The sequence below is a fragment of the Rhodococcus sp. AQ5-07 genome (genome assembly GCF_009707305.1).
GTDB lineage: Bacteria > Actinomycetota > Actinomycetes > Mycobacteriales > Mycobacteriaceae > Rhodococcus_F > Rhodococcus_F erythropolis.
Genome location: NZ_CP046099.1, coordinates 2,665,704 through 2,692,253, shown reverse-complemented (window position 1 = coordinate 2,692,253; position 26,550 = coordinate 2,665,704). Strand labels below are relative to the sequence as shown.

The 26,550-nt window shown below is 60.6% G+C and carries 32 protein-coding genes; 15 read left to right on the top strand and 17 right to left on the bottom strand.

What is annotated here, in order from left to right; genetic code table 11:
* Nucleotides 1-84: 84 nt before the first annotated feature.
* Nucleotides 85-1,317: a metal-dependent hydrolase family protein gene (locus GJB56_RS12360; protein WP_021334169.1), complete on the top strand. Its 1,233-nt coding sequence runs from the start codon at nt 85-87 to the stop codon at nt 1,315-1,317.
* A 1-nt stretch (nt 1,318) separates the two neighbouring features.
* Here the strand turns inward: GJB56_RS12360 and GJB56_RS12355 are convergent, their stop codons facing one another.
* Nucleotides 1,319-2,020 carry an HNH endonuclease family protein gene (locus GJB56_RS12355; RefSeq protein ID WP_113684062.1) on the bottom strand — a complete coding sequence of 234 codons (702 nt, stop codon included), beginning with the start codon at nt 2,018-2,020 and terminating at the stop codon, nt 1,319-1,321.
* Between the two features lie 80 nt (nt 2,021-2,100).
* Nucleotides 2,101-2,682: a TetR family transcriptional regulator gene (locus tag GJB56_RS12350; protein WP_020970076.1), complete on the bottom strand. Its 582-nt coding sequence runs from the start codon at nt 2,680-2,682 to the stop codon at nt 2,101-2,103.
* 45 nt (nt 2,683-2,727) lie between these two features.
* On the opposite strand from GJB56_RS12350, the gene GJB56_RS12345 reads away from it, so the two are divergent.
* Nucleotides 2,728-3,882: a Rieske 2Fe-2S domain-containing protein gene (locus tag GJB56_RS12345; RefSeq protein ID WP_374701093.1), complete on the top strand. Its 1,155-nt coding sequence runs from the start codon at nt 2,728-2,730 to the stop codon at nt 3,880-3,882.
* A gap of 237 nt (nt 3,883-4,119) precedes the next feature.
* Here the strand turns inward: GJB56_RS12345 and GJB56_RS12340 are convergent, their stop codons facing one another.
* Nucleotides 4,120-5,070, bottom strand: a complete 951-nt coding sequence (locus GJB56_RS12340; RefSeq protein ID WP_195849602.1) for an NADP-dependent oxidoreductase — start codon at nt 5,068-5,070, stop codon at nt 4,120-4,122.
* A 25-nt stretch (nt 5,071-5,095) separates the two neighbouring features.
* On the opposite strand from GJB56_RS12340, the gene GJB56_RS12335 reads away from it, so the two are divergent.
* The 3 genes from GJB56_RS12335 (at nt 5,096) to GJB56_RS12325 (ending at nt 7,795) form a co-directional block, all read left to right on the top strand.
* A complete protein-coding gene (locus tag GJB56_RS12335; protein ID WP_113684064.1) occupies nt 5,096-6,574 on the top strand; it encodes a recombinase family protein in 1,479 nt (492 codons plus the stop codon).
* 17 nt (nt 6,575-6,591) lie between these two features.
* Nucleotides 6,592-7,062, top strand: coding sequence for a hypothetical protein (locus GJB56_RS12330; protein ID WP_154606682.1), 471 nt, complete (start codon nt 6,592-6,594; stop codon nt 7,060-7,062).
* Between the two features lie 448 nt (nt 7,063-7,510).
* Nucleotides 7,511-7,795 carry a hypothetical protein gene (locus GJB56_RS12325; RefSeq protein ID WP_113684065.1) on the top strand — a complete coding sequence of 95 codons (285 nt, stop codon included), beginning with the start codon at nt 7,511-7,513 and terminating at the stop codon, nt 7,793-7,795.
* Nucleotides 7,796-8,075: 280 nt separating this feature from the next.
* On the opposite strand, the gene GJB56_RS12320 is transcribed toward GJB56_RS12325, so the two are convergent.
* The 7 genes from GJB56_RS12320 to GJB56_RS12290 all read right to left on the bottom strand — a co-directional run bounded on the left by GJB56_RS12320 (nt 8,076) and on the right by GJB56_RS12290 (nt 12,115).
* Nucleotides 8,076-8,375, bottom strand: a complete 300-nt coding sequence (locus GJB56_RS12320) for an HNH endonuclease (protein WP_154606681.1) — start codon at nt 8,373-8,375, stop codon at nt 8,076-8,078.
* 351 nt (nt 8,376-8,726) lie between these two features.
* Complete coding sequence (locus tag GJB56_RS12315) at nt 8,727-10,142, bottom strand: phage major capsid protein (protein ID WP_113684067.1); 1,416 nt, start codon at nt 10,140-10,142, stop codon at nt 8,727-8,729.
* 9 nt (nt 10,143-10,151) lie between these two features.
* On the bottom strand, nt 10,152-10,712 hold the full coding sequence (locus tag GJB56_RS12310; protein WP_154606680.1) for an HK97 family phage prohead protease: 561 nt from the start codon (nt 10,710-10,712) through the stop codon (nt 10,152-10,154).
* Nucleotides 10,713-10,949: 237 nt separating this feature from the next.
* The gene (locus GJB56_RS12305; protein ID WP_113684069.1) at nt 10,950-11,264 is read right to left on the bottom strand and encodes a hypothetical protein; all 315 of its coding nucleotides are present in this window, start codon (nt 11,262-11,264) and stop codon (nt 10,950-10,952) included.
* Nucleotides 11,257-11,562, bottom strand: coding sequence for a hypothetical protein (locus tag GJB56_RS12300; RefSeq protein WP_154606679.1), 306 nt, complete (start codon nt 11,560-11,562; stop codon nt 11,257-11,259). The genes GJB56_RS12305 and GJB56_RS12300 overlap by 8 nt, the downstream gene beginning before the upstream one ends.
* Nucleotides 11,563-11,609: 47 nt before the next feature.
* Nucleotides 11,610-11,834, bottom strand: coding sequence for a hypothetical protein (locus tag GJB56_RS12295; RefSeq protein WP_113684071.1), 225 nt, complete (start codon nt 11,832-11,834; stop codon nt 11,610-11,612).
* Nucleotides 11,831-12,115: a hypothetical protein gene (locus GJB56_RS12290; protein ID WP_113684072.1), complete on the bottom strand. Its 285-nt coding sequence runs from the start codon at nt 12,113-12,115 to the stop codon at nt 11,831-11,833. The genes GJB56_RS12295 and GJB56_RS12290 overlap by 4 nt, the downstream gene beginning before the upstream one ends.
* A 245-nt stretch (nt 12,116-12,360) precedes the next feature.
* Here GJB56_RS12290 and GJB56_RS12285 point away from each other — a divergent pair, with 245 nt between their 5' ends.
* A complete protein-coding gene (locus GJB56_RS12285) occupies nt 12,361-12,510 on the top strand; it encodes a hypothetical protein (protein WP_154606678.1) in 150 nt (49 codons plus the stop codon).
* On the opposite strand, the gene GJB56_RS12280 is transcribed toward GJB56_RS12285, so the two are convergent.
* From GJB56_RS12280 to GJB56_RS12260, 5 genes are all read right to left on the bottom strand, one after another.
* On the bottom strand, nt 12,507-13,019 hold the full coding sequence (locus GJB56_RS12280; RefSeq protein ID WP_113684074.1) for a hypothetical protein: 513 nt from the start codon (nt 13,017-13,019) through the stop codon (nt 12,507-12,509). The two genes, GJB56_RS12285 and GJB56_RS12280, sit on opposite strands and share 4 nt — an antisense overlap.
* Nucleotides 13,016-13,729: a hypothetical protein gene (locus GJB56_RS12275; protein WP_113684075.1), complete on the bottom strand. Its 714-nt coding sequence runs from the start codon at nt 13,727-13,729 to the stop codon at nt 13,016-13,018. Before GJB56_RS12275 ends, GJB56_RS12280 begins: the two co-directional genes overlap by 4 nt.
* Nucleotides 13,726-13,911 carry a hypothetical protein gene (locus GJB56_RS12270; RefSeq protein ID WP_113684076.1) on the bottom strand — a complete coding sequence of 62 codons (186 nt, stop codon included), beginning with the start codon at nt 13,909-13,911 and terminating at the stop codon, nt 13,726-13,728. Before GJB56_RS12270 ends, GJB56_RS12275 begins: the two co-directional genes overlap by 4 nt.
* Nucleotides 13,908-14,090, bottom strand: a complete 183-nt coding sequence (locus GJB56_RS12265) for a hypothetical protein (protein ID WP_154606677.1) — start codon at nt 14,088-14,090, stop codon at nt 13,908-13,910. The genes GJB56_RS12270 and GJB56_RS12265 overlap by 4 nt, the downstream gene beginning before the upstream one ends.
* Before the next feature lie 429 nt (nt 14,091-14,519).
* Nucleotides 14,520-14,729: a hypothetical protein gene (locus GJB56_RS12260; RefSeq protein ID WP_113684078.1), complete on the bottom strand. Its 210-nt coding sequence runs from the start codon at nt 14,727-14,729 to the stop codon at nt 14,520-14,522.
* A 217-nt stretch (nt 14,730-14,946) separates the two neighbouring features.
* On the opposite strand from GJB56_RS12260, the gene GJB56_RS12255 reads away from it, so the two are divergent.
* The 3 genes from GJB56_RS12255 (at nt 14,947) to GJB56_RS12245 (ending at nt 19,432) form a co-directional block, all read left to right on the top strand.
* Nucleotides 14,947-17,763, top strand: a complete 2,817-nt coding sequence (locus GJB56_RS12255; RefSeq protein ID WP_113684079.1) for a DEAD/DEAH box helicase — start codon at nt 14,947-14,949, stop codon at nt 17,761-17,763.
* On the top strand, nt 17,760-18,533 hold the full coding sequence (locus GJB56_RS12250) for an SWIM zinc finger family protein (RefSeq protein ID WP_113684080.1): 774 nt from the start codon (nt 17,760-17,762) through the stop codon (nt 18,531-18,533). The genes GJB56_RS12255 and GJB56_RS12250 overlap by 4 nt, the downstream gene beginning before the upstream one ends.
* Before the next feature lie 149 nt (nt 18,534-18,682).
* A complete protein-coding gene (locus GJB56_RS12245) occupies nt 18,683-19,432 on the top strand; it encodes a GntR family transcriptional regulator (RefSeq protein WP_019749216.1) in 750 nt (249 codons plus the stop codon).
* A gap of 54 nt (nt 19,433-19,486) precedes the next feature.
* Here the strand turns inward: GJB56_RS12245 and GJB56_RS12240 are convergent, their stop codons facing one another.
* Together GJB56_RS12240 and GJB56_RS12235 are read right to left on the bottom strand one after the other, a co-directional pair.
* Entirely contained in the window at nt 19,487-19,945 is a 459-nt protein-coding gene (locus GJB56_RS12240) for a PTS sugar transporter subunit IIA (RefSeq protein ID WP_113684081.1), read from the bottom strand.
* Complete coding sequence (locus GJB56_RS12235; protein WP_003941324.1) at nt 19,942-20,172, bottom strand: glucose PTS transporter subunit EIIB; 231 nt, start codon at nt 20,170-20,172, stop codon at nt 19,942-19,944. The genes GJB56_RS12240 and GJB56_RS12235 overlap by 4 nt, the downstream gene beginning before the upstream one ends.
* Before the next feature lie 327 nt (nt 20,173-20,499).
* On the opposite strand from GJB56_RS12235, the gene GJB56_RS12230 reads away from it, so the two are divergent.
* Genes GJB56_RS12230 through GJB56_RS12205 form a run of 6 tightly spaced genes read left to right on the top strand, consistent with a single transcriptional unit; the run spans nt 20,500 to nt 26,517 of the window.
* Nucleotides 20,500-21,843 carry a PTS transporter subunit EIIC gene (locus tag GJB56_RS12230; protein ID WP_019749213.1) on the top strand — a complete coding sequence of 448 codons (1,344 nt, stop codon included), beginning with the start codon at nt 20,500-20,502 and terminating at the stop codon, nt 21,841-21,843.
* 2 nt (nt 21,844-21,845) lie between these two features.
* On the top strand, nt 21,846-22,115 hold the full coding sequence (locus tag GJB56_RS12225) for an HPr family phosphocarrier protein (RefSeq protein WP_019749212.1): 270 nt from the start codon (nt 21,846-21,848) through the stop codon (nt 22,113-22,115).
* The gene (gene ptsP / locus GJB56_RS12220) at nt 22,115-23,788 is read left to right on the top strand and encodes a phosphoenolpyruvate--protein phosphotransferase (RefSeq protein WP_019749211.1); all 1,674 of its coding nucleotides are present in this window, start codon (nt 22,115-22,117) and stop codon (nt 23,786-23,788) included. Before GJB56_RS12225 ends, ptsP begins: the two co-directional genes overlap by 1 nt.
* Nucleotides 23,785-25,026 (top strand): N-acetylglucosamine-6-phosphate deacetylase, encoded by a 1,242-nt coding sequence (locus tag GJB56_RS12215; protein ID WP_113684082.1) that lies wholly within the window; start codon nt 23,785-23,787, stop codon nt 25,024-25,026. Before ptsP ends, GJB56_RS12215 begins: the two co-directional genes overlap by 4 nt.
* Nucleotides 25,014-25,793, top strand: coding sequence for a glucosamine-6-phosphate deaminase (nagB, locus tag GJB56_RS12210; protein ID WP_021334281.1), 780 nt, complete (start codon nt 25,014-25,016; stop codon nt 25,791-25,793). The genes GJB56_RS12215 and nagB overlap by 13 nt, the downstream gene beginning before the upstream one ends.
* A gap of 1 nt (nt 25,794) precedes the next feature.
* The gene (locus tag GJB56_RS12205; protein WP_020970067.1) at nt 25,795-26,517 is read left to right on the top strand and encodes a copper homeostasis protein CutC; all 723 of its coding nucleotides are present in this window, start codon (nt 25,795-25,797) and stop codon (nt 26,515-26,517) included.
* Nucleotides 26,518-26,550 lie beyond the last annotated feature (33 nt).

The following is a 26,550-nucleotide window of genomic DNA, read 5'->3' as shown; positions in this document are numbered from 1 at the left end:
CGGTATGCATCATACTAACCGAACCCTATTCGGTATGTCGGCGGAATCTTCCGGCGATCGGTACACGTCGGAGGAACATTCAATATGTCTGTCGTATGGCTGACCGGTGCAACGATCATCGACGGCACGGGCGCCGACCCGATCGAGAACTGCGCTGTTGCCGTGGAAGATGGCCGCATCAGTGCACTCGGTGGAACGCCGCCCGCGGGGGCGGAGGTGCTGGACTGCACCGGGCTGACAATCACGCCCGGCCTCATCGACGCGCACGTTCATCTCGGTGGATCGAGCGATCTCGCACCGAGCCTGCGGCGTCAGATCTCGGTAGCCGAGCTCGCTGCAGACATGTTCGCGACCTGCGCATCGACCCTCGACGGGGGATTCACCACTGTTCGTGACTGCGGCGGAATCGACGGTGGACTCGCCGGAGTTGTCGCCTCGGGCAAGATTCCGGGTCCGCGGATCATTCAGTGCGGCCCGATCCAGTGCCAGACCGGTGGACACGGACACCTGGCGGCCGAGTGGGAGCCGACTTCGGACTGGTCCGATCATGACATCCCCGGATTGCGTTGTATGTCTCTGCTTTCCGACGGTCCGCACGAAATGCGAAAGAACGTTCGCGAGACGTTCCGCAGGGGTGCGGACTTCCTCAAACTGTGTGTCACCGGGGGAGTGGTATCCACTCATGACAAGCTCACCGATACCCAGTTCACGGTCGACGAGATCGAAGTTGCCGTCGAGGAAGCCAATGCGCGCGGTACCTATGTCACGGTGCATGCCCACAACAACGAGGGAATCCGAAACGCTGTCACTGCCGGCGCGAAATGCGTCGAGCACGGCTCAGGTATCGACGACGAGACTGCCAAGTTGATGGCCGAGCACGACGTCGCGTTGGTGCCGACGTTGGCTGTGGTGCAGGCACTCTCGGACAGCGCGGCGTCAGCAGGTCTACCCGAATCGATTTCGGCTCGGATCGGCCAGATGATGCAGGGTCAGATCGACGGGCTTCTTGCTGCTCGAAATGCCGGCGTCAGAGTGGGATTGGGATCGGACCTCATCGGTACCGATCAAACAGGCCGGGGGATGGAGCTTGTCCTGCGCGCCAAGGTCGAAACCCCGATGGACGCATTGGTTTCCGCTACCCGGATCAACGCCGACATTCTCGGCATCGCCGACGAGGTCGGCACCATCGAAGTCGGCAAGTTCGCCGACCTCGTTGCGTTCCGCGGCAATCCGTTGACGGATCCGTCCATCTTCGCCGATCGTGAGCGCATCGCACTCGTCATTCAGAGCGGTCGAGTGGTGAAGGACGGCCGGTAGCTCAACAGCGAGTGGCGAGTTCTGTCAACGCCGAGTGATCCGCCCGGCTGACCGGTAAACCGTAGGAAATCGCGACGGTCAAGTACTTGCCTGCGTAGAAACATCGGTATGCAGGATTGGGCGGCAACCACTCACCGGGCGTGCTGTCGCCTTTCGACTGGTTGTCGGGGCCGTTGACGGCCAACAGGTTCAGTGACGCGTCGTTCGCGAACCTCATCCGAAGCGCGGGCGTCCAGGAGTTCGCGCCGAAGTCCCAAGCCGCGGCGAGTGGGAAGACGTGGTCGATCTGGACGGACTTGGCCTGGCTGCGTTCGAATTCGATGCGATCACCGGAGTACGGGTCGGTCATCGCGCCCGACAGTACGACGCAGTCACGTGTTCCCGGTTTGAACACCACGTCCGAGAGATCTTGGGCCAGAACGTTGTTGCGGGTATCGCACCCGTCGTGGCCACCAGGTGCGTCCTGGTCGTCGGACCAAGCGGGGCCGAAGACGCAAGCCTCGCCGTTACCGCAGCCGCGCTCGTATCCACCCGGATGTGGTCGGTTGTCGACCATCGCGGTCCGGGACAGCAGCTCTTCCAGTTCCGATCGTGTCGGGCTGCCCGGGGCCGAATCGAGACGCTCGTCCCCGAACCATCCGCAGGACGCGACGAGACATACGAGCGCGAGCGTCGACAGGATCGCAGATAACCGTGCAACCACCTGTGCCCCCGCCCGTCGTAGACCGTGATTGAACCATCGCGGGCCGACAGGAATCAGCCGAATTCGGCCACCTGTGGGATCTACCTCGGATGCATGGGCGCTTGAAGTAGTGCCACGACCATTTCCACGATCTGAGCGGGCGTTGGTCCGAGCGACGCCAGGACCCCTTCGCCGTCTTTGGAGCGCTCGTAATCGGCAAGAAGTGCAAAAAGCGTCGTGGCCATCGACGAAATCCTGCTCGAACGTTCGTATGCCGTTCCTTCGCTTAGCTGTTCGGACAGATTCTGCGTGATGGTGGACCAGGAGGATCCTTCGTCGGCTGGCCAGATCTTGACTTGGTGGCGCATGACCTCGAGGAACCGGAAGTAGTGAGTTGCCCCCTGCTGCTCGGTTGCCTCCAGGAGTGCACCCACCAGAATGCCGGTCAAGTGCCTGTTGTCTTTCGTCTCGGCAGCCTCGAGTAGACGAGTTGCCGAGTCCTCCACGGCCGCCAAGCGACGACGTACGACCGCGTCGATCAAACCCTGTCGGTCGCCGAAGTAGTAGTTCACAGCGGAATTGTTGCGTTGGCCCGCGGCGATCGCGATGTCTCTGAGCGAAACGTCAGCGCCTCGCTCGGCAAACACACGTTCGGCGGCGGAGAGAAGTGAGTCAACAGCCATGCGACGGAATCTACCCTTGACACAGTTAAGCGATTTCGCTTAACTGTGGTCATGGAGCACATCGAGAACAACGGATACCGTGAAATCGACTCTGTTGCACCGCGTGATCGATACGCCCGGGGGTGGCATTGTCTGGGCTTGTCCGCCCCGTACAAGGACGGCAAGCCGCATTCGGTCCGTGCCTTCGGAACGAAGCTCGTCGTTTTTGCAGGCGAGGACGGCGAGCTTTCCGTCTTGGATGCATACTGCCGTCACATGGGCGGCGATTTGAGTCAGGGTGAGGTCAAAGGTAATTCGATCGCCTGTCCGTTTCACGATTGGCGCTGGGGTGGGAACGGACGGTGTACTGAAATCCCTTATGCCCGTCGAGTGCCCCCGATTGCGAAAACCCGTTCCTGGAACATTCTCGACCAGGACGGAATGTTGTTCGTTTACAACGATCCGGAGGGCAACAGGCCTCCGGCCGAGATCGCGCCTCCTCGAATTCCCGGAGTTGCATCCGACGATTGGACCGATTGGAAGGGGTTCAGGCAGATAGTCGTACAGACAAATTGTCGTGAACTCATCGACAACAACGTGGATATGGCCCACTTCTTCTACGTTCACGGATCGTTCCCGACACACTTCCGGAACGTCTTCGAGGGGCATGTTGCTGCGCAGTACATGAACGGTCTTGCACGAGAGGATATTCGACCGGTTGCCGCTGGAGGCGCGCCGCAATTGATCGGCAACACGTCGAAGGCCGCCTACTACGGCCCCGCTTTCATGATCGACGAATTGACCTATCACTACGACCAATTCGACATGGAGTCGGTCCTGATCAACTGCCACTATCCGATCGACCTGGACAGCTTTGTTCTCATCTACGGGGTGCTCGTCAAGCACTCCCCGCTGTTGGATCGGCGCGCCAGCGAGCACATGGCCGAGAGTATGGGGAGATACATCACCAAAGGCTTCGAACAGGACATCGAGATTTGGAAGAACAAAACCCGAATCGAGAATCCGCTACTGTGCGATGGGGACGGTCCTGTCTATCAACTACGCCGGTGGTACGAACAGTTCTACGTCGATGTCGCCGACATCAGTGCCGACATGGTCGAACGCTTCGAATTCGAACTCGACATGACCACGCCGGTCGAAACCTGGCGCGAAGTTGTGTCGGAAGGTCTTGCGCTCCGATCGGCAGAGGCGTCACGTTGACACACGTCGAGTGTCGTCGGTGCCGAGCATCGGTGGCGGTGGAGAAATCGAGTTGGCACCAGACTTCAGTCCAGTGGAGCGGTAGGACTGCCCTGTCGTGCCCGTCCTTGACAGCTTCCACGGACTCGCATCCGGCCTTGAGTCGTTGTCCCGATGTGCACGCGAGTATCAAGGCCGCGACGATGGAAGGTTTGATGGGGGAGTTCGATTGATCGCGGAGTTCGTGGAAGCGCTTCGTCAGCCGAACTCGATCACCACTTTGCCGGCGGCATGGCCGTCTTCGACTGCAGCGAGCGCTTCCCCAGCGCGGGAGAATGGGTAACGGCCGGACACGGACGGGTCGAGGGTCCCGTCGGCCACGAGCGCCGCGACCTCCGTGAATACTGCTGTAGTCCTTCGGCGTTCGACACCGCCGCCGCCGAGTCGGCTCGCCGCCAGAGGATCGGCGATGCTCAGGATCGGCGCGTCCGGTCGGGCGAGCTCAGCGCCGCGAGTGAGAGTGTCCCCGCCGACCAGGTCGAAAACCGCGTCCACTCCGTCTGGGTACAACGCGGACACTTCGCCTGCGAAGGCGTCTCCCGACGCAACCCACCGTGCTCCCGCGCCCTCGATCGAGGTTCGCTTGGATTCACTCGCGACGCCGATGACGTCGATGCCGCGAGACACCGCAAGCGCGGTCGTGCTTCGACCAACGCCGCCGCCGGCGCCGAGGAGCAGGAGTGTTGCCCCGGGTTTCAGATCCAGACCGTGGAGAGCGTCGTAAGCCGTTCCCGCCGCAACCGTCAGCACCGAGGCATCGGCCCAGGACACGGTCGGCGGCTTGTGTGCTGCCGAGGAGACGTTGAGCAATGTCGACGCGGCGTAGCCGCCGAAGCCGGTAGCGGTAGCGCCGAACACTTCGTCGCCGACCTCGAACTCGGTGACCCGCGGACCTACTCCGATGACAACACCGGACACTTCGCGGCCCAGAACCGCAGGCAGCGTGACCGGGACAGTATCTTTTCGAGTACCCGCGCGAACTTTCCAGTCAGCTGGGTTGACGCCCGCCGCTCGGACCGACACCAGCAGTTGGCCGGCACCGGGTGGGGGCAGGGTGACGTCGAAGTAGGACTGTGTGTCGGGTCCGCCGTACTCGGTGAAGCCGTATGCCAAAGTCACCCATATAGAAGTACCATGTGACCAGGGCATTCGCAACGATTGGAAGGTACCAGCCATGGCGTCGATTGATGGAGCAGTGATCTACTGCCGCGTGTCCAGCGACCAGTCAGGCCGTGCACGGTCGGTATCGGAACAGGAAGCCGATTGCAGGCGGACCTGCGAGGTCGAAGGCTGGCCGGTGATTGACGTGGTGGTCGACAACGACATAGGCGCATCGCGGTACTCCCATGGCACTCGACCAGGATTTCTGCGCCTGCGGGAACTGTTGCGGCGTGGCGTGGTGCTGGTGTCTTGGGAGTCGTCTCGGATCACGCGCAAGCTCGGTGAGTTCGCAGAGCTACGGGATTTCTGCGCAGACCTCGGCGTGCAGTGGTTCGTCGGCGGGCGGCTGTACGACTTGAACGAGCCGAACGATAACTACATGCTCGGTATCGCGGCTCAGAATGCCGAACTAGAGGTAGCGCTGTCGCGCAAGCGGATCATGAGGGCGAAGGATCGGACCGCTGCCACAGGGACACACAACGGGTGGATGCCCTTCGGCTATGTGCGCGGTCCCGACGGCTGGACTGTGGATTCCGAAGCCGCACCGATCCTTCAAGAGGCTGTGCGCCGACTGCTGGCAGGGGAATCGCTGCGAAGCCTGGCGAAAGAGTTTGCAGAACGTGGAGCACCTGCGCCTAGTCGGGGTGTCGGAAGGCAGGGAAGTGGTTGGGCGAAGATCGGCGGCAAGGGTTTGCGTTCGATGGTGCTCAGTCCGACCTATGCCGGTATCCACGTGCGTCGGCGTCACGACAAGCAAACCGGCGAGAGAGTCGAGATCTCACGCACACAGGGCGATTGGGAACCGCTGATAACCGAAGGCGAACACACTCGACTGGTTGCCATGCTCACCGATCCCTCACGTTCTCGCACCTGGGGAAGCCAAATAACGCATCTACTTTCGGGCATAGCTACCTGTGAGGTGTGCGGCAAGGGAGTCAAGCACTCCAATATGAAATCAGACCTTCGGCCTCGATACCGTTGCCCGGACAGTCACGTAAAGCGCGCTGCAGACGAGCTGGACAGGCATGTGGAATCGGCTGTAGTGGAGTTCTTTTCGGATCATGTGCGGGCCGCTGCCGCTATGTATGGCGACGACAAAGCTGCCAGGGAAGCTGCCGAACTTGCCCGCGAGCTGAGACAGCAACTTGACGCTGAAATTCTGGAGCTGACCAATGCCAATATCTCGGCGGCCACACGGGCACGTATGGCAGAGCAGATGGAACAGTCCCTACTGCCGAAGATCGAAGCCGCCGAAGCCAGAGCGCGTCAGGTAGGTAATCCGGTACTGCAGAAATTCGCTGATGGAGACACAAAAGCCGTGTGGGATTCTCTCGACATTCTGGACAGGCGCGAGGTCGTCAGAGAGTGCTTGAAGGTGACGATTCTGAGAGTGAAGGTGCGCAATCCGCGAAGAGTATTCGACCCCGACACTGTAGAAATCGTGGCGAAGAAGACGATTCCGATTGACTCTGACTGGTGGAGTGCGGACTAGGCGGTATGCTCTCGCGCATGTCAGTTGCCGCCCTTGTGTTGTCGATCGTCTCGCTGGTGTGGAGCTTCGCGCTGACATGGATTCGTTGGCCCAGAATCTCGGTCGAAATGAGGCAATCGGTAAGCGTTGGCTCGCCGTCGAAGGACACGCTGAATCTAGTTGTTCTCAATCTCGGTGCGGAAGCAACCACTATTGCAAACGTCGGCATTCGTTCCGGAGATGGGTCCATTGGCATTGACTACGAAGCCAATCGCGACCCATTCGAGGGGCCTGATCTGCCAGCTCGTATCGAGGGTCATGGTTGCTTGGTATGGACACTCTCGGATGATTCCCTGACACCAATTCCGAGTCAAACCAAAATTGCCGCATACGCTTTTCGATATAAGGCTTACAGAAAGTTCCCGAAAAGCCGTAGAACAATGCTCCGTATAACTGAAGCGAAATACACTACCCATCGAAACGGCGGTATTCTGCCGACTTCGGAATAGGCAATTAATTGGATCAGTAGATTCATAACGGCTATTGGATTTAGTCCCAGATTCACGAATGCCCACCGCACTGCACGCGGTCGATTCGTGTCGTCCCATGGCAGATTCTCGAAATGACCCTGTTTTCGGCCTATTTCGGGCACCTGGGGATACAGCACAAACCAGCGTTAGCACTCTGACCTGCAGTTATGCTGACTCGTTTCGCCTTGCTAAGAATTTTTACATCGGAGAGAGAAATTGGTCGACGCGGGGTGAATGGCCGTTCACCAGGACGCCTGGAATTAGACGCCCCCCTACCGTGAGGGGTAGTGCACCTATTCTTTCGTGTGCGCTCCTACCGATTCACTAATAAAAGAATTGGTGTAGCGTCGTAGATATCGAAGGAATAGATCGCGCATTAGAGCGGTTATGAATTCCAAGTGGAATACATCGAAAGGGGTAAGCGAGCGTGACGACATACATCGAATCAATCAGGGCTGAGCTTCCGCACGGCGACGAGCGTGACTTACTGAAGGCTGCGGCACATCGAGGGCTCAAGCTCGTAGCAGCGTGGCTCTTCACGGTGGCTTGGCTCTCACTGGTGGCTACCAAGCTGGCAGGCTGCGTCGTCGGCACAGTGGTGGTCAACGTCTGGCTGAACGCAACAGGTGGTGGACAGTTGCGCATTGCAGTCATCAGAACGTCATTGCACATGAGTGTGGTTGCATCAGTGTGGAGTTGGGCAACAAGCTAGGCAGACAACACTGCAAGGCAAGGGATCTGCATGCACACATGGTGGTGTGGTGTCACATGGTGTGCATCAGTACAGTGACACAAGGTAGTTGGTACTGAGATGCATTGCAGTGCAAGGCATGAGGTAGTAGCACAAGGCAAGGCACACAAGGCATGCACACACTGACTCACACTAGGCATGGTGCAATGAGTGTGTGTGGTGCATAGCATGAGACAGTGTGTTGGTGTGTGTTGCAATGCATGTCATGTGTACTTATTGAGATACACAGTGGCACTGAGACTCACCAGACTTGCGAGCCTGTGGGCTGCATCATCTCGACCTCGGCATCACCACGAGCACAGCGCGAACTGTTGCAGGCCAGGTGAGTCGGGCGTAGGTTGTCCAGGCTGTATGGCGCACCACCTTTAGCTACGGGTATCCGATGGTCAATGCTGAGTGTCCCTCGACTGCGAGGGGGGGCCTGTGGATTCACTAGGTCGCCACAGATAGCACACTCGTATCCCTCCGCTGGCTCATGTTTCTTGAAGTAGGCGCGGACCTGTCTCCACTCGTAGGTGCTGTAAATATTCGATCCTGACATGACGTGCACTCCTTCAGCTTTCAATATGTCCTAGTCTTTGTAGCAAGTGTGTTGATGCACCAAAGGCCAGGGCATGCAGAGTGATTCACCTCTACGCGCCCCGGCCTAGGTCGGTCTCGATGCCGCACCGAATTAACAGGCGCAATGATTGCCGACTCGGTCGCCGGACCTATCCGAGCTACCAGGGATCGACCAAGGCGCTCGGAATCCGTTGTAGGCCACAGAGAGGGCAAGGCTGGCATAGAACGTCGCCCCCTCTGCGACCTGATGACCGGCGTAGGCTCGCACGCGCTCTGCCGGTCGGCCCCTCCCTTGTCGAGACACTCACGAAGCAACAAGGGAGAGAAGTCGTTACGCCGTGGTAGCGATGTTCAGCAACCGGAACGCGTTGGGATTCACAACGTCTGCGCCCACACGGTAGTGAAGCAGAATGCCGCGCTGACCCGTAGGGCGGTTGTTTGCCCCGAAGAGGTTCTGCACCAGTTCGATTGAGCTACCCAGCTTGTCTACCACGACATAGTTCGACCAGTCCGCGTAAACCAGGGAGTAGTTCGCCTCGGTGGCCGCTGCATTTATCACGCCGTCCATCCCGCTGATTTCGTGGGCAGGTCGGCCCAGCAAAGTCGCCGGAACATTGTGCAACCCTGGGAAGAGCAAACTTCCATTTCCACTCTCCTGCTGGCGCAAGGTGTTCAGGATCGGCAGAGATGCACCGAAACGTGCGTTGGCCTGGAATCGCGGGCCGAGACTGTTCTGCAACTTGTACGGATCGCCCGATGCCAGAACCTCTGAGCCGGTACCCGTTTGGATAGCGGCACCGCCCGCTGCTACGAGTGCGGTCACAAAGCCACGCGGCTGAGTCGTACCGTTGCCGGTCACAAATGCCGCGTTCTGCTGCTGGAGTGCAGCGTCTGCCAACAGGATTCGCAACTGCCCGAAGAGGTCTGCGCTATCTTCCTCCAACTCGTAGCTGAACGGAACGAACGCCATTCCCTTGTGCAGCTTGATTTCCGGCTGAGCCAGCGTCGGGCTGTTGTCGTCGGCCTCGGTTTCCTCGGCAACCCACGAACTCGTGATGCCCGCCGAAGTGACGCCGTGCCAAGCATCGCTCGTCGTGGTGACCACTCGGGCAATCTCGCGGATAGGAGAAGCAGATCCGCTAGAGGTCAACAGAATTGCAGGATCAAGCTCGAACGGCACGATGTACTTACCTGTCCCACCAACACCGCCGATCATGCTACGTGCAGACTCCACGGCGCTGTAGGCTCGTGCCTCCTCGGGAAGCCAGAGCAAGTGCCCCTTGTCAGGATTGCGCACCAGCTTCTCGAATGCACTGCGGTAGCTCGGATCTCCGGTGACTGCTGCCCAGCGTGCGGACACGGAATCGTCCCGTACAAGCGCTTCAACCTTGGCAGCGCCCGCGTCGGTCAACCTACCGGCCTTGTGAGCGGCTTCGGTGTTCCGAGATGCAGCATCGCGCGTCGGATCGGTGCGGGTACTCGTGGCCGTGCGGGTGACCGGCTGACCGTCGACAATGTTGCTGTCGTGCAGGTTCATCAGTCGCTGTTCCTGTTCGCGAATATGGCCCAGCCACTCGATTGCGTCCAGGGCATCGGTGAGCTTGCCGGACTCGTCGGCGGTGAGCGCTTCGCTGCGCGTAGTGAAGGGTTCGACCTCGGCCATCAGTTCGGTGAGCCTGGTTGCCCGCTCGTCGCGGCTGAGATTGCGGAGTGCGTCGAAACGCGCGTCCTTGGGATTGATCTTCATAGCTGTTCCTTAGAGTTGGTATTGCGCCCGTAGCAAGCGAAGTCGTGCATCTGCCTGCTCGGCGGTAATAGTGATGTTCTGTTGACGAACTCCGGCAACCTTGGCCGAATCGAATGCAGGGAACGTGACCAAACTAATCTCGGTGAGCTTGGATTCCGTCAGGGTTCGCTTGGTACGCCCGACATTCCACATCTCGCGGATTGGTTGGAATCCGATTGAGAAGCTGTCGAGAACGCCGTCGCGAATTAATTCGAGTGCCTCGTCGCCTGCCTGAGTGGCGCTGACCTTGAACTCCGCATACAGCCCAGATCGGCGTTCTTCCAACAGGACTGCACGTCCCAGAGGATTTGTTCGCCGGTCGTGCTGAGACAAGAGCTTGATACGATCGCCCCGCTCGGCAATGCTGCGCTTGAATTCGCCGAAGGTGTGAACCTCGTCGTATTCGCCGTCGAAGTCGTGGATCGGTTGTGGATCGTCATACGGGACAACGATTCCGAATACAGTCCGACCGTCATTGCTGCGGATACTGATATCGGTGCTGAGTGCCCGTGTGAGCATTGTGCGTTGCATGGCAGTGTCTTTCGTGGTCGCTGAAGAGAGGGCATGAGAAGCCACTCGATCTACAGGGACTCGATTCCACGGTGGCCGGTAGTTCGACTCCGGTGGGAAGATCCTGTCTCGCTGGCGGTCCCGGCTGAACCGGGCGACCTAGCGCTTCTCATTATAGAGGGAGTTTCGGGATTGCGCTCGGAGCTGTGGGCCGGAACCGATGTGCGGGCAAGGGTTCCGGCTTTCCACAGGGATCGGTCAGTCGTCGGTCAGTTCGCTAATGTCGTCGGGGATCTCGTCGGCGCTCGGAGTGTATTCGAGTTCTGGCCCCGAAGGATCTAGCTCGTCAAAGAGCCATTCGGCGTCGGCCTGGACTAGTACGTTGTCCGGATAAGCGGCACTGCGAAACTCGACCAGCTGGCTCGATACGACTGTGTAAGAGATGCCGGGGTTGTCTGCGATCGCTTGCTGTTCGTCAAAGGGCAGTAGCTCGATCGCAAGCTCGGTAAGCCGTGAGACCTTCCAAGCAAATAGCTTGTCCCCCTGCAATGCTGAGTAGTTGTCGCTAGTCATCGTCTTCAGTTCCTTTGTGTCCGTAGTAATAACCATCGTTCAATCGGTAGACCTGTGCGGCTGGACTGCCTTGCACTTCGTAGGTGATCCGTAGCTGTACCGTGAGCTTCTCTACAGCTGCGATCACTGCCGCCAGGCTTGCGCGTACTCGGTCCGTAGTGAGTTGCTTGTGAATCTCTCCACGTGTCAGGTTCGGGTGTCGCCGAAGAGTCTCGACTACAGCGAATTCGAGTTTGCGTCGGCGGTCTGCTGCCTTGTCGAGTTTCTTCGAACGTCGTCGTCTGGTCTCGGCGGTCACGTCCAGCTTCGTGATGTCGCCATACCTCGGGTCATTCCACGTCGCCGTCACCACATGCCTGCCTCGGTCAGCCGGTATTTCGACGGGTAGCCGCGCCGTGAATCCGGGCACTTCGCGACGAGACCAGCCCTCTCAGATGCCCACAGGGAGGCCGTGACTTCGTCGTGGGGTAATCCGGTGGTGGTGCTCAATTCGAGGGCGGAGCGTGAACCTGGGGCGGAGCGCAGTGCAGTCAGGACCATCAGCGCTGCAACGATCGGGTTGGTAGTCATTGGCCGACCTCGGCTGCAAGTAGTTTCGGCGGTTTCTTGAGATACGGGAACTCGGTGTAGATCGCTGCACTCGGCTCGTCGTCGGGTATGCCGAACAACTTCTTGAATGCTGCAATGTGCTTGCGGTCCAAGGCTTCCAGTGCGGTGGGGCCGAAGTGCTCGCGGTAGTGCCGGATGCAGTAGTGGTCGCCGTCTGCGCTGACTCCGAAGGTTATGCCGCCGATCTTTTCGAATGGCTTCCCACAATCGTTGCAGAGTAGCTTGCCGTTGTTGGTGATCAAGTTGCCTTCTCCTTCATTCGATATGTCCGGCAACCCGTTTGGGCCACAGGGAGGAAAAGCACTATTGAGTTGTGTTGGGGCGCAAGGCGTTTGCTTTGTCGAGCGGAGCGAGATGCCCTTGGTGAGCGGAGCGAACTGCTCTGTGGCTCACTTGGGGAATTCCTGGACCGATCGTTCACTAACCGGTATAGTTATTGGTGCTGCCGGATTACCCGCGTCTGGCATTCTTCGAAAGGTTGTTCGATATGACCGCTGCACTCGAATCCCGTACGGAAACCGTTGGACCGTCCGTTGCCTGGACTGTTCCCGACTACAAAATCGACGGCGTTACCTGGTATCGGCCCGGTGAGAAGATCAACCCCCGGACCGGCCGTCATGTGATGTGCACGTTCTAGGTGAAATAGTGATTGCGAGCCCTCAGATCAATTCTGGGGGCCGTTCTCATGTCCGGGGTCTCCTCGGGTACCGAAAAGTACTTGCGTGCCGCCTGCTCGCGAAACAGCCACTCCCGAATGGCATCCCTCTCCTCGGCCACAGCCCGGTCCTTGGCAGCGACGACTTTTTGCACGGCTTGCTCGATTGGCGTGAACACTTCCCCCGTTTCCATGCCTAGATGCTCCGGGTGATAGTCCATCGGCAGCCACAGGTGGATTCCCTTCTCGGTGACATTCACGATCTGGAGTCGGATGCCCAGCGAGTAGCGCAAGTGCCCACCCATGCGCTCGAAGATCCGCGCCTCGATTCGGTCCGGGTGTAGCCAGTCGTGCAGGTACTCGGTCGGCGGTAGCGCGGTCCACTCGTCGCGGGTAACCATCACCTGCTGAGTCCAACGGTTGTTCCGATCCACCGCGACGTAGCTTTCCTCGGTCGGCCCGTCGTACCCCTCGATGCTGATTGTGATCATCCGACTTCCTTCCATATCCGTTTCGGTGGCGTGTAGTCCTCATCCGGCTCGTCGTCGGCCACAGGTGGGTTCGTGTCTTTTTCCTCGGCAGGTTCTGGGTGAGCTGCGCCCCCTGGCGCGGGCGAGGCCAGGTTCTGGCGTTCATCAGGTTCATCCTCCAGAGTCCTTCTGCCTCTGGAGTCTGAACTCTGACTCTGAGGGACCGGGGGGTGGTCACCTGTGGGGTCACTGTTAGTGCCCTTTCCGGTTACCTTTCGGGTGACCCTTTTCTCTCCGTTCTCGTCGTAGCCCTTGGCCCACTGAGTAGCTTTGTCGCAGTGTGGTTTACGGCAATAGGTGTGGTCGCCGTTTTCGTGCATCTTCGGTATGTCGTGTGTACCGTCTGCCCTGGTCACCGACCGTTTTTCGATGGCTTCTCGTGTGGTCTGCCCGGTCCAGTCGAGTTGGACGTAGGTGTCGGTCACTTCGGTTATCAGGCCCGCTTCGAGTAGACCTTGCAGCGCCGACTTCCACGTCTTGAGACGTAAACTTGATGCCATCTTGGCGACCTCGGCCAGGTCCAACTTGCCGTCCGTTAGATCTGTCTTAGATACCGCCATGAGGGCGTGATAGAGACCGTAAGAGGCCGCTGAGATTCCGTCATGTTTCCTGATGAGCCGGTCGATATCCGTGCGCGCCTTGTAAAACAGTGGGCTGAGATAGGTACTCACGTCGTTTCCTCCTCTCTGGTCTTCTTCCATGCGGTGTAGTGCTTGCGGCAGAGACCTTGCGCGTGGATCTGGTAGGTGCATCCTGTGGCGCTCGCGCAGTGCGGGCCGGTCGCTGGCTCGTCTGTCGGATACTCGAACTCGTCGGCGTAGTGGGTGCCGTTGAATTGGCCGATGCTCTTCATTCGATCCCCATCTCTGCCTTCACCTTGGCTACTCGTCGTTGGACAGATACTTCGTTGGCGGCGTACTGGCAGATCTTGCAGCGCTTGTAGATCGGTACGCCGTCGCGTTTTCTCCAGAGTGTGTTCTCGGGTGTCAGCTCGTGACCTTTCTTGCAATGTGTTCCGTGCGTTGCGGCCATGTCTTTTCCTCCTGTGGTGATCGCGGCCCCTTGGTGGGCTATATGCAAGAACATACTCAGAAACACCGACATCTGTGGAGAGACGCGAGAGCTGGAGTCGTGTGCAGCGCAACAGAATTGGGCTCAGAAATTGGCGGCGGCGTAGTAAGCCACAGGCAGGACAACCGTGCAATGCTGAACCTTGGTTGAGGTTTACAGGCGCAGTCGTCGGCGCGGCGGTAGAGTGGCAGGTGCGGCTAGTTTTGTTTCGCGCTTCGCTGTCACTTAGTAGCAATACATCTACCGCACTGCGATTCTCCTTCGAATGCGGGTCGCACCTAGAAGTAGCTCGGCACCTGGACTTCACCCCTCCAGGCTGCCGAGCTACTTTTGTTTGTTTGGGCTTCAATATGTTTGCAGTGCAACGTGTTCAGCTTCTAGGAGGGAACCTTACTTCTCGAACTCCTGCCACGATATTGAGGACTCGTTCAATTCAACTGCCAATTGGATTAGCGAAAGCTCTCTGCCGTTGTAGCTAATCACCGGCACGCGGATCGCCTTGTCGACAATGACGGTTCCTATCCAGTCGCAGTGGATGTTTTCTTGGTCGGTGTGCACCAGCACTTTGCCGCTGGGGTATCGGCTGTATTCAATCTCCATGGCCGTTTCCTCTCTGCGCCGTGACCCGACCTGCACCCCGACGTACCCAACTACCTGGGGAGTGAAACTGTCCGTGACTTTATGGGAGAATTAGCGGAACGGTAGAAGCCGTATGCCGTCGTCATGACTGCCAGCCTATTGCCCAGCCAGATCGGAAGGGCGGTCCGGAAGGGTGGTGACGAAGAGCGGTGTCGGTGGCACCTGATTGGATGGTCGGATGCTGCATGGACTCTGGTCACCGGGATCGGGGCTCAAACTGTGGGTCGACGGGCACGACGGTGCCGGAACCGACGATCCGCGAGATCCGGTCAGTGCTGTCCTGCATCGCAAGTTCCGTCATCGTGTGAATATCGCTATGCCGCCCGTACCTGGCGGGCCTTTGCAGAGTGAGTACGCAGCTGTCGCGTTGGCGCCGCCGGACGCAGTCGATCTCCTGCTGCGGTTCAAGGCCGACGACCAGCGAATCGCGGGAGACCTGCACTTTCTCGTGCACGTGGCGCGAGGAATCGACCGCTGGGTGCGCGCCGGGCGGGTGGTGCCGGCGCTGACGCGAGCCGAGGGGAGTTGGTGGCCGCGGTGGCAGTTGTCGGTGGGGGAACGCCAGCGCGCCTGGATCGGCGAATTGGTAGTGGCCATGCCGCCGGTGCAGCGGGCGGTCGGCTCGCCGAGGGCGACGATCGAAGACATCACGAACGAACTCACGGACCCGATCGTCCGTCGTGTTCTCGGTGACTCGCATCCGGTGGTGCAGACCCCGGTGTGGCAGGCCGTGTTGTCCGGGGACGCTTTCGACGACGTGTCGGTACGAGCGGCCGAGGGACTCGCCGAATGGGGGTCGACGTTCACCGCCGGAGAGCCGGACCTGGTTCTGCGGCTGATCGAGCCTGAACTCGACGACAATTCCGATCCGGACGACGATGCGCTGTGGCGTCTGCACGTGTGTTTGCGTCCCGAAGGTGAAGCGCCCGAACGTGTTCGACTGCACCGGGCAGATCCCAAACGTATCCAGCTCGGCAGCCGCAAACTCGAAGAGGCGATCAAGGCTTACCCACGTTTTCGCGACGTGCCGCGCGACGAGGACAGTCTCGACCTGTTGCTGCCCACTCCTGTCGTGATGGACCTGGTCGGACACGGCGCGATAGTCCTGCGAGAGCGAGGGATCACGCTGCTGCTTCCGCGTGCCTGGAACGTGGTGTCTCCATCCCTGCGTGTGCGGGTGACCTCGGCGGCGTCTCCGATCGTTGCGGAGAATCGTACGGTCGGTATGGACCAATTGCTGGAATACGATTGGGAATTGGCGCTCGGAGACAAGGTGCTCACCGCCGAGGAAATGACCCGACTGGTCGATGCGAAGTCCGATCTGGTCCAGTTGCGCGGCGAGTGGGTTCAGGCGGACAAAGACGTCCTGGCCCGCGCGGCTCGTTTTGTCAGTCAGCGGCATTCGAGCGGGGACCGGGCGATTGTCGATCTGATCAAGGATTTGATCGCCGACGACCTCAAAGACCTGCCGGTCGAGGAAGTGAAGGCAACCGGATGGGCTTCGGCACTGCTCGATCAGTCGGTAGCTCCGCGGCAGGTCGCGGTACCGTCGACGGTCAACGCGACTTTGCGTCCGTATCAACGACGCGGTCTCGACTGGTTGGCGTACATGAGTGCTCTCGGGCTCGGCGCGGTACTGGCCGACGACATGGGTCTGGGTAAGACGCTGCAACTGTTGGCGTTACTTGCGCACGAGAAGTCCAAGACAGCAACACTTTTGGTGTGCCCGATGTCGGTCGTGGGAAACTGGCAGCGTGAAGCGGCGCGATTTGTGCCGAGCCTGCGCGTCTACATTCATCACGGTTCGGATCGCGCTACCGGGGCGGAGTTGGAACAGGCAGTTCGTGAGAGTGATCTGGTGATCACCACCTACGCGCTCATGACCCGCGACGTCGCGGCGCTCAAGGATCTCGACTGGCGGCGCGTGGTGCTTGACGAAGCTCAACACATCAAGAACGCCAAGACATCTCAGGCCCGCGCTGCTCGCAGCATTCCTGCGGACCATCGCGTTGCTCTGACCGGAACACCGGTGGAGAACCGGCTGGACGAGTTGCGGTCCATCCTCGATTTTGCCAATCGCGGGGTACTCGGCTCTGAGCAGATGTTCCGCAAACGGTTTGTCGTGCCGATCGAGCGGGAAAAAGATCAACTTGCCGTCTCGAGACTGCGAGCCGTCACGTCACCCTTTGTGCTGCGACGGGTCAAGACCGATCCCTCCGTGATCGCGGATCTCCCGGAGAAGTTGGAGATGACTGTTCGAGCGAATCTCAGTGAGGAACAGGCGGCGTTGTACCGCGCCGTGGTGGACGAGATGATGGCGCAGATCAAGGGAACGGAAGGGATGAAGCGCAAAGGCGCCGTCCTGTCTGCGCTGACCAAACTCAAACAGGTGTGCAATCATCCGGCGCACTTCCTGCGCGACGGTTCGCCGGTGATGCGCCGCGGGCAACACCGTTCGGGAAAACTTGGCCTGGTCGAAGATATCGTCGAGTCGGTCACGGCCGACGACGAGAAGGTTCTGTTGTTCACACAGTTTCGTGAGTTCGGGGACTTAGTGGTGCCGTACCTGGCCGACCGGTTCACCACCGAGGTTCCGTTTCTCCACGGCGGAGTGTCGAAAGCCGGGCGCGACGCAATGGTCGAGGCATTCCAAGGTGAAGGCGGCCCGCCCATCATGGTGCTCTCGCTCAAGGCCGGCGGCACGGGTCTGAATCTCACGGCGGCCAACCATGTGGTTCACCTCGACAGATGGTGGAACCCGGCGGTAGAGAACCAGGCGACGGACCGTGTCTTCCGCATCGGTCAGAGAAAGAACGTTCAGGTACGCAAGATGGTGTGCGTCGGAACCTTGGAAGAGCGAATCGACACGATGATCGCGAGTAAAAGTGAACTCGCCGAACTTGCAGTCGGGACCGGTGAGAACTGGGTGACGGAGATGAGCGTCGAGCAATTGGACGAGTTGTTGCGACTCGGCGACGACGCGGTGGGCGAATGAGTCCGCGCGGTAAGGGCCCCGATTTCAGCGAGTACACCGGGTCCCGACGGCGAGCACCCGCGCCGGTCAAGCCTCGTCCAGCGTTCGGGAGAACGTTCTGGGGCAAGGCTTTTGTCCGCGTCGTCGAAGAGATCGGCGACAAACCTCGTGTCACGCGTGGGCGTACGTATGCGCGTTCGGGTCAGGTTTTGGCGCTCGACATCGAACCGGGAGTGGTGACGGCCGAGGTTCAGGGCAGCCAACTTCAACCTTTCGTTTCCACGCTGTCGATCGACACCCTTGATCAATCGGATATCGACGACATCATCACTAAAATCCGCCGAGTGCCGGGAAGCCTTGCCGCACTGGTGTCCGGCACTGTCCCGGACATGCTTGCTGCCCAACTGATACCGGACGGCCCGTCGGCTTTCCGTTTCGACTGCACCTGCCCCGATATCGGCTGGCCGTGCAAACATGCTGCGGCCGTGGCGTTCTTGACTGCCGAGCGAATCGACACCGATCCGCTGAGGTTGCTGAGACTTCGCGGGGTCGACCTGGAGCAGTTGATCGGGGGAGTGGAGGACGAGTCGACTGTTCCGGTAGACGTCGAGAATTGGTTCGGAATCGCTGCTGCCCTCCCCGCGCTACCGAAGGTGCAATTTCGACCGGCGATCGACGATCTGGATATCCGCCGTCTGCGTGAGGCGGTTGCGGCACTGGGATTGGACATGGCTCAGCAGAACGTCGCCTTGGACGAAATACGGTCCATCTACCGACGGTTGGACGGTTGAAATCGGACAACTCCGGACTGATGCTAGTTTCCTACCGTGAATTCCAGTATCGTTAATTGGACCGGTCCGGTCGGGACCTGCCCGCGATTTCAGATCGTTATCGTCGGCGAATAGACGACTATTCATTTCTCGGAGGGACAGTCGCTGTGATGCCCGTTCATTTGCGCGACAGCGCAATACCCAAACATGAGCAGTTGCGCACCATTCTCCTGCGCAAGTGCACCCAAGAACTCCAGCCTGGCGACTTGATGACCAGCGAGCGAAACCTGATGCAGGACTACGGCGTCAGTCGGATCACTGTTCGCGAGGCCATCGGCCAGTTGGTCAATGACGGACACCTCGTGCGTGTGCGTGGCAAGGGCACCTTTGTCGCGCACCGCGCTGTTCAGTCCAAGCTGCACCTTGCGTCGTTCACCGAGGAGATGAGGGCCCAGGGGCATCACCCCACCACAGTGGTCCTGGTCAGTGAGCAGGGGCCGGTCCCCGAAAGCACTGCTGCCGCACTGAATATGAGACCGGGTTCCGAGGGTTATCACGTCAAGCGCTTGCGCCTCGCCGACGGCGAGCCGGTGAGTGTGGACGACGGCTGGTTCAATCCGGAACTGTTGCCTGGTCTACTCGACATGGACTTGACGGGTTCGATCTACCGGGCGACCGCTGACAAGTACGACAAGCCGATCGACCGGGCAGAGCAGACTGTCAGTGCAGATGGTGCCAGTACGGAGATCGCGACTCTCCTCGGCACTCGTAAAGGCGCGCCGGTTCTGTACTTCGATCGAGTGTCGTTCAGTGAGATCGCGCCGGTCGAACACACTCGCAGTTGGTACCGATCCGACCGCTACCAGTTGCAGATGGAAGTGCAGGGCCAGGCGCGGCCCAAAACGCGCGGAGACCAATAGCCATCGTTCGAAACGAAAGGGCGAGCACACCTTCCGGTGTGCTCGCCCTTTGCGTTACGCCGACCAGTCGAACAGAGTGTCGCCTGTGGCGACGTCCCCACCGACGGAAGGGGATTCGACGGTGTCCGGTTTGGAATCCATCACGACAACCGGGCAGATCGCCGAGTAGCCGGTCGTGTCGATGTGCGCTGGATCGAAGCTGACAATGGGATCACCCGCATCGACGGTGTCACCCTCGGCGGCGATGAGCGTGAATCCGTCGCCTTCGAGCTTGACCGTGTCGATGCCGATATGGACCAGCACACCGGTGGCCTTCTCGCCGAAGATCACAAACGCGTGGGGGTGAAGTTTCAGGATCTTTCCGCTGATCGGCGCCACGACCGTGAGCGGGCCTTGACCGCGGGCGGGTTCGATCGCGACGCCCGAGCCGACCATCTGCTGAGCGAAAACCGGGTCCGGGACAGCCGCGAGTGCGACGACCCGGCCGGGCAGCGGGGCGAGGACGACCGTCACAGGATGTCCTCGATGTCCTCGGCAAGGGTGTCGGCTTCGGGCCCGACGATGACCTGGACAACCGTTCCGGCCTTGAGTACGCCGTGTGCGCCGGCAGCCTTGAGGGCGGACTCGTTCACCTTCGCTCCGTCCTTGACCTCGGTACGCAGGCGGGTGATGCAAGCCTCGATCTCGACGATGTTCTCTGCGCCGCCGAGGCCCTTGATGATTGCTTCCGCTTTCGACATTTGCTGCTCCTGATTGTCGGGTTGGTCGTGATCGTTGAACGGTCGTACAGGTGGGCTGACTAGTTGCTGGTCAAGGCTATCCCGGTTACGTATGTCACATTTGGGTGTTGACAACTCGCCTCGACCAGGTAAAACTACAACTGGTTATGACCGGACAGTACCCGTTGGAAGTCCGGCTCCACAACAGTTTCGACAAAACGGTTTTGCCCTCACTTCCGAGCATGAACCGTGACCTGCATTTTCACGAAACCAGCACGTGCACGACACCCGAATTTCCAGAACCAGCGGCCGATCGCGACGCGGCCCGGCGAACGAAGAAGGTCCTTGATGACTCTCGAAGACACCCCGAAGAAGGAATCGAAAGTGTTCGCCGGGGTTCAACGCCTCGGCCGAAGCTTGATGCTTCCGATCGCCGTTCTGCCGGCTGCGGGAATCTTGCTCCGCCTAGGCCAGGACGACCTGCTCGGGCGATTCAGTTCGATGCACAGTGCTGCTGCAGTGATCTCTGCGGCAGGACAAGCAGTCTTCACGTGGCTGCCGCTGATCTTCGCCGTCGGTATCGCAATCGGCTGGGCCAAGAAGGCCGACGGCTCGACTGCCTTGGCAGCCGTCGTCGGCTACATGGTGATCGACGGAGTGTTCAAGGCGATGTCGCCCATCGTCCTCGAAGGGAAGACCGACCCGAACGGGGATCAATCACTGATCAACTACGGTGTGCTCGCCGGCATCGTGATGGGCTTGCTGTCGGCGATCTTGTGGCAGCGGTTCTATCGAACGAAGCTTCCCGATTATCTCGGATTCTTCAACGGGCGCAGGCTCGTTCCCATTCTGACAGCGATCACAGGTCTCGTCGTCGGTGTCCTGATGGCATTCGTGTACCCGTTGTTCAACTCCGGATTGAACTGGGTCGGTGAAGCAGTTGCTTCCAATACCGTTGTGGGCGGCGGCATTTACGGCGCAGCGAACCGCCTCCTGATCCCCACCGGCTTGCATCACATCTTGAACTCCGCCGTGTGGTTCCTGATCGGCGACTACCAGGACGCGAGCGGACAGATCGTTCGCGGCGACCTCAACCGGTTCTTCGCCGGCGACCCATCCGCCGGCACGTTCATGACCGGCTTCTTCCCGATCATGATGTTCGCCCTCCCCGCTGCAGCCTTCGCAATCTGGCGCAACGCCAAGCCTTCTCAGAAGAAGCTCGTCGGCGGCATCATGCTCTCCACCGGCCTGACTGCTTTCCTCACCGGTATCACCGAGCCGCTCGAATTCTCCTTCATGTTCGTCGCGTGGCCGCTGTACGTCATCCACTCGCTCCTGACCGGAACGTCGATGGCCTTGGTCAATGCGCTGGGGATTCACGACGGATTCACGTTCTCCGCAGGCTTCTTCGACTACGTGTTGAACTTCGGCAAGGCAACCAACGCATGGATGTTGATCCCGATCGGACTCGGCTACGCCGTGATCTACTACTTCCTTTTCAGCTTCGTCATCAAGAAGTGGAATCTGCGCACGCCGGGACGAGAAGAAGAGGTCGAGGTGGCCGCAGGTGAGCCCGACGCCGCGCTGCTCGAGGCCGAACTGGCACTGGCTGCCGAAGGTGACAGCCGCACCGACGCCCCGCTCGTCGCCGAACTGGAAAACAAGCTCGACAAGGAACTGGGAGGACGCTGACCATGGCGATCGCAACCACGACAATCGGATCCCGAGTCGGGCTCCACGCACGACCCGCAGCGCTCTTCGCGCGCGCCGCGGCCGACCTGCCGGTCGACGTCACCATCTCGCTGGGCGACGGCGAACCCGTCGACGCCTCCAGCATGTTGTCTGTCATGACTCTCGGAGCCGCATTTGGGGATTCGGTGACGTTGCGTGCTGACGGTGACGGCGCCGATGCTGCGGTCGGTTCGCTCGCAGAGCTTCTCGCCTCCGAACTGGACGAAGCCTGATGACGGCGAGTGTGGACAACCGCATCGCAGGTATCGGAGTGAGCGCGGGTTCGGTCTGTGCGCCGTGGTTGCGATTCTCCACGCCTGAGCCGACTTCGGCGTCGGACCCGATCACCGGCAGTCCCGAGGCGGAGCTGATCAGGATCCGTGAGGCACTGGACGCCGTCGCGGAGGAACTGCTCTCGCGTGCAGAGACAGTCGAGGGCGTGTCGGCGGAGATCCTGACGACGTCGGCTGCGATGGCGCGCGATGCGGGCATCGTGAAGGCGGCCAAGGCGAACCTGGAATCGGGGTTGCCGACCGCACACGCCGTCGCAGTTGCCTTCGACGCATTCTGTGAAAAGCTCACGGCGCTCGGTGGGTACATGGCCGAGCGGGCAACGGATTTGCGCGATCTCGGGCAGCGAGCCGTGGCCGTTCTTCGCGGGGAACCGATGCCCGGAATCCCCGCTCCCGGTCATCCGTACATCCTGGTGGCGCGCGACCTCGCTCCGGCAGATACAGCGACGTTGGGCAACAGTGACGTGGTCGGATTGTTGACTGCCGAAGGAGGTCCGACCAGCCACACCGCAATCTTGGCGAAGTCGCTCGGAATCCCGGCCGTGGTCAACTGCTCGGGAACCGATCTGCTGGCGGAGGGAAAACTCCTCATCCTCGACGGCACCACCGGGACGGTCACCATCGATCCCTCGGCAGAAATGCGCGAGCGCGCTGTCCTCGAAGCATCGTTCGTGGCAGAGCAGTCAGCTTCGGCACATGGTCCAGGACGCACGCGTGACGGGTTCGCGGTGAGGTTGTCGGCCAACATCGGAACCCTCGAGGACGCCGCGCGGGCCGGGGCGGCGGATTGTGAGGGCGTCGGACTGTTCCGTACCGAATTCTCGTATCTCGGGCGCCACGACGCACCTTCGGTGGAGGAGCAAGCGCAGACGTATGCGTCGGTGCTCGGGCACTTCGCCGGACAGAAGGTGGTGGTCCGCACTCTCGATTCGGGTTCGGACAAGCCGTTGCCGTTTCTCGATCTCGGGGTCGAGGAGAATCCGGCCCTTGGTATCCGCGGACTTCGTGTCGGCACGGTCTATCCCGATACCCTCATCAGTCAGCTCGACGCCCTCGCGGCGGCAGGCACCGCGACGGGCGCCGATCTGTGGGTGATGGCGCCGATGGTAGCCACTGCCGACGAGGCGAAAGACTTTGCAGAACTTGCGCGTTCGCGGGGGATCGGCAAGGTCGGAGCAATGATCGAGATTCCAGCTGCAGCGTTGCGAGCGAAGGATATCCTCGAGCACCTCGATTTTGTCAGTATCGGCACCAACGATCTGAGCCAGTACACCTGCGCCGTGGATCGTATGGCCGGAGGCCTGGCGCAACTGCTCGATCCGTGGCAGCCGGCGGTCCTCGATCTGATCGCGATGGTCGGTCAGGCGGGCGCCGACGCCGGGAAACCTGTTGGTGTGTGCGGAGAATCCGCGTCGGACCCGCTGTTGGCTCCGGTTCTGGTCGGTTTGGGCGTGACGAGTCTGTCGATGTCGGTCCCGGCATTGGGCGCAGTTCGCGCGCAACTGGCCTCTCTCGATCTGGCGGTGTGCAAGGACATGGCCGCTGCGGCGCGGGGCGCGCGAAACCCGCTCGAGGGTAGAGCAGCTGTCGCGCGGATTCGCGAGTCAGCATGAGTACATCAGGCTCGGCTGCTGTCGGCGATCCGCTCGTACTGCGGGGAACGGTGATCGGGTCTCCGATCGGCAAGATTCACGACGGAGTTGTGGTCGCGGACGGTGAGAAGATCAGCTGGGTCGGCTCGGCTGCGGACTACATGGCGTCCGCACCGGTCGTCGTCATTCCGGAACGCACCGACACGGTGATCATGCCCGGCCTGATCGATGTCCACAGCCACGGCGCAGCTGGTGCTGGTTTCCCGAACACCGACGCCGATGGTGCGAGCCGCGCTGCGGCGCACCATGGTGAGCACGGCACGACCGGAATGCTGGCCAGCCTGGTCTCTGCACCGCGCGCAGATCTGGTCCGACAAGCAACGATGCTCGCCGATCTGGTCGAACGCGGAGAACTTCTGGGTATCCACCTCGAGGGGCCGTTCATCAACGGCGTTCGCTGCGGTGCCCAGGATCCGGCGGCGATCGTGCCCGGCGATCCGGACCTTCTCGAAGCCGTCTGTGACGCCGCGCGGGGGACCGTGCGGTCCATGACCTTGGCACCCGAGACCGAGAACTTCGAAGAGTTGCTCGCGATCATGCGTCGTCGCAACATCGTGCCGAGTTTCGGTCACACCGATGCGGATGCGGCAACGACATCGGCGCGCATCGATGCTGCGGTGCACGGGGATTGGGCCGGACAGATCAGCGCAACCCACCTCTTCAACGGGATGCCGCCCCTGCACCATCGATCTCCGGGTCCCGTCGCGGCGTGCCTGGCGGCTGCCGCGAGAGGCGAGATGGTGGTGGAACTGATCGCAGACGGTGTGCATCTTGCGCCCGAGACCGTGTCGATGGTCTTCGACGCTGTCGGACCGGACCAGATCGCCTTGGTCAGCGATTCGATGGCCGCGGCCGGAATGGACGACGGCGACTACCAACTCGGTGCGCTCGACGTCACGGTTGCCGACGGAGTAGCAAGACTCGCGACCACCGACGGCAGTTCCGGTGCCATCGCCGGAGGGACTGCAAGATTGCTCGACGTGCTTCGCAGTACGGTCTTCGACGGCGGGGTCGCGCTGGAAGACGCTGTCGCAGCGGCAACTCGGAGCCCGGCGCGTCTGCTGGGACTTGGCGACCTGATCGGATCGCTGGCCGTGGGCTGCCGAGCCGACATCGTGGTCACCGATCGTCACTTGCGCCTGGGGCGTGTACTACTCGGCGGAAAAGCCGCCGGAAAGGAAAAATCATGGAAATCGTAATTCAGCCGACACCCGCGGAGGTCGACTCGACCGTCGCGGACATCGTCGAAGGCTACGTCAGAGCCGGGGCGACGACGCTCGGGCTTGCAACGGGGTCGTCGCCGATCGGAACCTATCGTGAACTGGCAGCGAGGCATCGCGATGCCGAACTCGACTTCTCGCTGGCTCGGGCGTTTCTGCTCGACGAGTACCTGGGCTTGCCGAAACGCCATCCGCAGTCGTACTACTCGGTGATTCGGTCGGAGTTCGTCGATCACGTCAATCTGGATCCGGCGATGGTGTCGAGTCCCAACGGTGAAGCGCCGTGCCCGGAGAAAGAGATCGCGCGATACGACCAGAGCATCGCGGCGGCCGGGGGAGTGGACGTGCAGTTGCTCGGCATCGGCACCGACGGTCACATCGGCTTCAACGAGCCAGGATCGTCGTTGACTTCGAGAACTCGCGTGAAGACGCTGACCGAGCAGACCCGGATCGACAACGCACGGTTCTTCGACGGGGTGGACGACGTCCCACACCATGTGCTCACCCAGGGTCTCGGAACCATCAGCGATGCAAGGCATCTGGTGATGATCGCGACCGGAGAGGGTAAGGCCGATGCGATCGCCGCTGCCGTCGAAGGTCCGTTGTCTGCGTTCTGCCCGGCTTCGGTGATGCAATTGCATCGCCATGTCACCGTCGTGATCGACGAAGCTGCGGCCAGTTCGCTCAAACTTGCCGACTACTACCGGTATGCGCTCGAGCACAAGCCGTCGTGGCAGTCCTTCTGACATGACGGTTCTGGAGCTGGCGGTGCAGGACGTGCGGGGGGCGAGGATCGCACGTTCGGTAGGAGCGACTCGAGTCGAGTTGTGTGCGGCGCTCGGTCCGACGGGGGGATTGACGCCAAGCATTGGAGTGATCGAGGCAGCGTCGGAAGTGGGGATCGCGGTTCACCCGCTGATCCGTCCGCGCGCCGGAGGTTTTGTGTTCTCACCCGACGAAGTGTGGGTGATGGAGCACGACGTACGTGCGGCCGTGGCCGGTGGAGCTTCCGGCATCGTGGTCGGCGCGCTGACAGAAGACAATACGATCGACACCGTCGTGCTGCGTCGCATCATCGGATGCGTGGACCGTGCGAGGGTCGAGGTGACGGTACATCGTGCGATGGACGTGGTGGCCGACCGACTGACCGCGCTGGACGAACTGATCGACCTGGGCGTGACCCGCGTGCTGACGTCCGGGGGTGCGGACACCTGCAGCGAGGGCCTCGACGAGATCGGTCGAATGGTCGAACATGCCGCAGGCCGGATCCAGATCATGGCCGGTGGCGGAATAACCGTCGACGACATCCCGGCAATCGCCGCAGTCGGCGTCGATGCGGTGCATCTCTCGGCACGCAAGGTTGTCGCGGTGTCCGGTGGCCCGGGCGGGGGATCGGACGGATACGACGTCACCGATGCAGTAGTCGCGCAGGAAGCGGCAGCCGCGCTCCGCGCTGTGCGCCTTTATTAACCCCCCGCGGTTAATAAAGGCGCACAGCCCTTG

What these genes read in the sequence shown, in the direction of transcription:
- GJB56_RS12250 (WP_113684080.1), top strand. Translation starts at nt 17,760, where the DNA reads ATGAGTCCGCGCGGTAAGGGCCCCGATTTCAGCGAGTACACCGGGTCC.
- GJB56_RS12350 (WP_020970076.1), bottom strand. Translation starts at nt 2,682, where the DNA reads ATGGCTGTTGACTCACTTCTCTCCGCCGCCGAACGTGTGTTTGCCGAG.
- GJB56_RS12270 (WP_113684076.1), bottom strand. Translation starts at nt 13,911, where the DNA reads ATGAAGAGCATCGGCCAATTCAACGGCACCCACTACGCCGACGAGTTC.
- GJB56_RS12280 (WP_113684074.1), bottom strand. Translation starts at nt 13,019, where the DNA reads ATGATCACAATCAGCATCGAGGGGTACGACGGGCCGACCGAGGAAAGC.
- GJB56_RS12260 (WP_113684078.1), bottom strand. Translation starts at nt 14,729, where the DNA reads ATGGAGATTGAATACAGCCGATACCCCAGCGGCAAAGTGCTGGTGCAC.
- GJB56_RS12205 (WP_020970067.1), top strand. Translation starts at nt 25,795, where the DNA reads ATGACGGTTCTGGAGCTGGCGGTGCAGGACGTGCGGGGGGCGAGGATC.
- ptsP (WP_019749211.1), top strand. Translation starts at nt 22,115, where the DNA reads ATGACGGCGAGTGTGGACAACCGCATCGCAGGTATCGGAGTGAGCGCG.
- GJB56_RS12305 (WP_113684069.1), bottom strand. Translation starts at nt 11,264, where the DNA reads ATGACTAGCGACAACTACTCAGCATTGCAGGGGGACAAGCTATTTGCT.
- GJB56_RS12225 (WP_019749212.1), top strand. Translation starts at nt 21,846, where the DNA reads ATGGCGATCGCAACCACGACAATCGGATCCCGAGTCGGGCTCCACGCA.
- GJB56_RS12335 (WP_113684064.1), top strand. Translation starts at nt 5,096, where the DNA reads ATGGCGTCGATTGATGGAGCAGTGATCTACTGCCGCGTGTCCAGCGAC.
- GJB56_RS12360 (WP_021334169.1), top strand. Translation starts at nt 85, where the DNA reads ATGTCTGTCGTATGGCTGACCGGTGCAACGATCATCGACGGCACGGGC.
- GJB56_RS12285 (WP_154606678.1), top strand. Translation starts at nt 12,361, where the DNA reads ATGACCGCTGCACTCGAATCCCGTACGGAAACCGTTGGACCGTCCGTT.
- GJB56_RS12330 (WP_154606682.1), top strand. Translation starts at nt 6,592, where the DNA reads ATGTCAGTTGCCGCCCTTGTGTTGTCGATCGTCTCGCTGGTGTGGAGC.
- GJB56_RS12340 (WP_195849602.1), bottom strand. Translation starts at nt 5,070, where the DNA reads ATGCCCTGGTCACATGGTACTTCTATATGGGTGACTTTGGCATACGGC.
- GJB56_RS12320 (WP_154606681.1), bottom strand. Translation starts at nt 8,375, where the DNA reads ATGTCAGGATCGAATATTTACAGCACCTACGAGTGGAGACAGGTCCGC.
- GJB56_RS12245 (WP_019749216.1), top strand. Translation starts at nt 18,683, where the DNA reads ATGCCCGTTCATTTGCGCGACAGCGCAATACCCAAACATGAGCAGTTG.
- nagB (WP_021334281.1), top strand. Translation starts at nt 25,014, where the DNA reads ATGGAAATCGTAATTCAGCCGACACCCGCGGAGGTCGACTCGACCGTC.
- GJB56_RS12255 (WP_113684079.1), top strand. Translation starts at nt 14,947, where the DNA reads ATGCTGCATGGACTCTGGTCACCGGGATCGGGGCTCAAACTGTGGGTC.
- GJB56_RS12230 (WP_019749213.1), top strand. Translation starts at nt 20,500, where the DNA reads ATGACTCTCGAAGACACCCCGAAGAAGGAATCGAAAGTGTTCGCCGGG.
- GJB56_RS12265 (WP_154606677.1), bottom strand. Translation starts at nt 14,090, where the DNA reads ATGGCCGCAACGCACGGAACACATTGCAAGAAAGGTCACGAGCTGACA.
- GJB56_RS12315 (WP_113684067.1), bottom strand. Translation starts at nt 10,142, where the DNA reads ATGAAGATCAATCCCAAGGACGCGCGTTTCGACGCACTCCGCAATCTC.
- GJB56_RS12235 (WP_003941324.1), bottom strand. Translation starts at nt 20,172, where the DNA reads ATGTCGAAAGCGGAAGCAATCATCAAGGGCCTCGGCGGCGCAGAGAAC.
- GJB56_RS12295 (WP_113684071.1), bottom strand. Translation starts at nt 11,834, where the DNA reads ATGACTACCAACCCGATCGTTGCAGCGCTGATGGTCCTGACTGCACTG.
- GJB56_RS12310 (WP_154606680.1), bottom strand. Translation starts at nt 10,712, where the DNA reads ATGCAACGCACAATGCTCACACGGGCACTCAGCACCGATATCAGTATC.
- GJB56_RS12215 (WP_113684082.1), top strand. Translation starts at nt 23,785, where the DNA reads ATGAGTACATCAGGCTCGGCTGCTGTCGGCGATCCGCTCGTACTGCGG.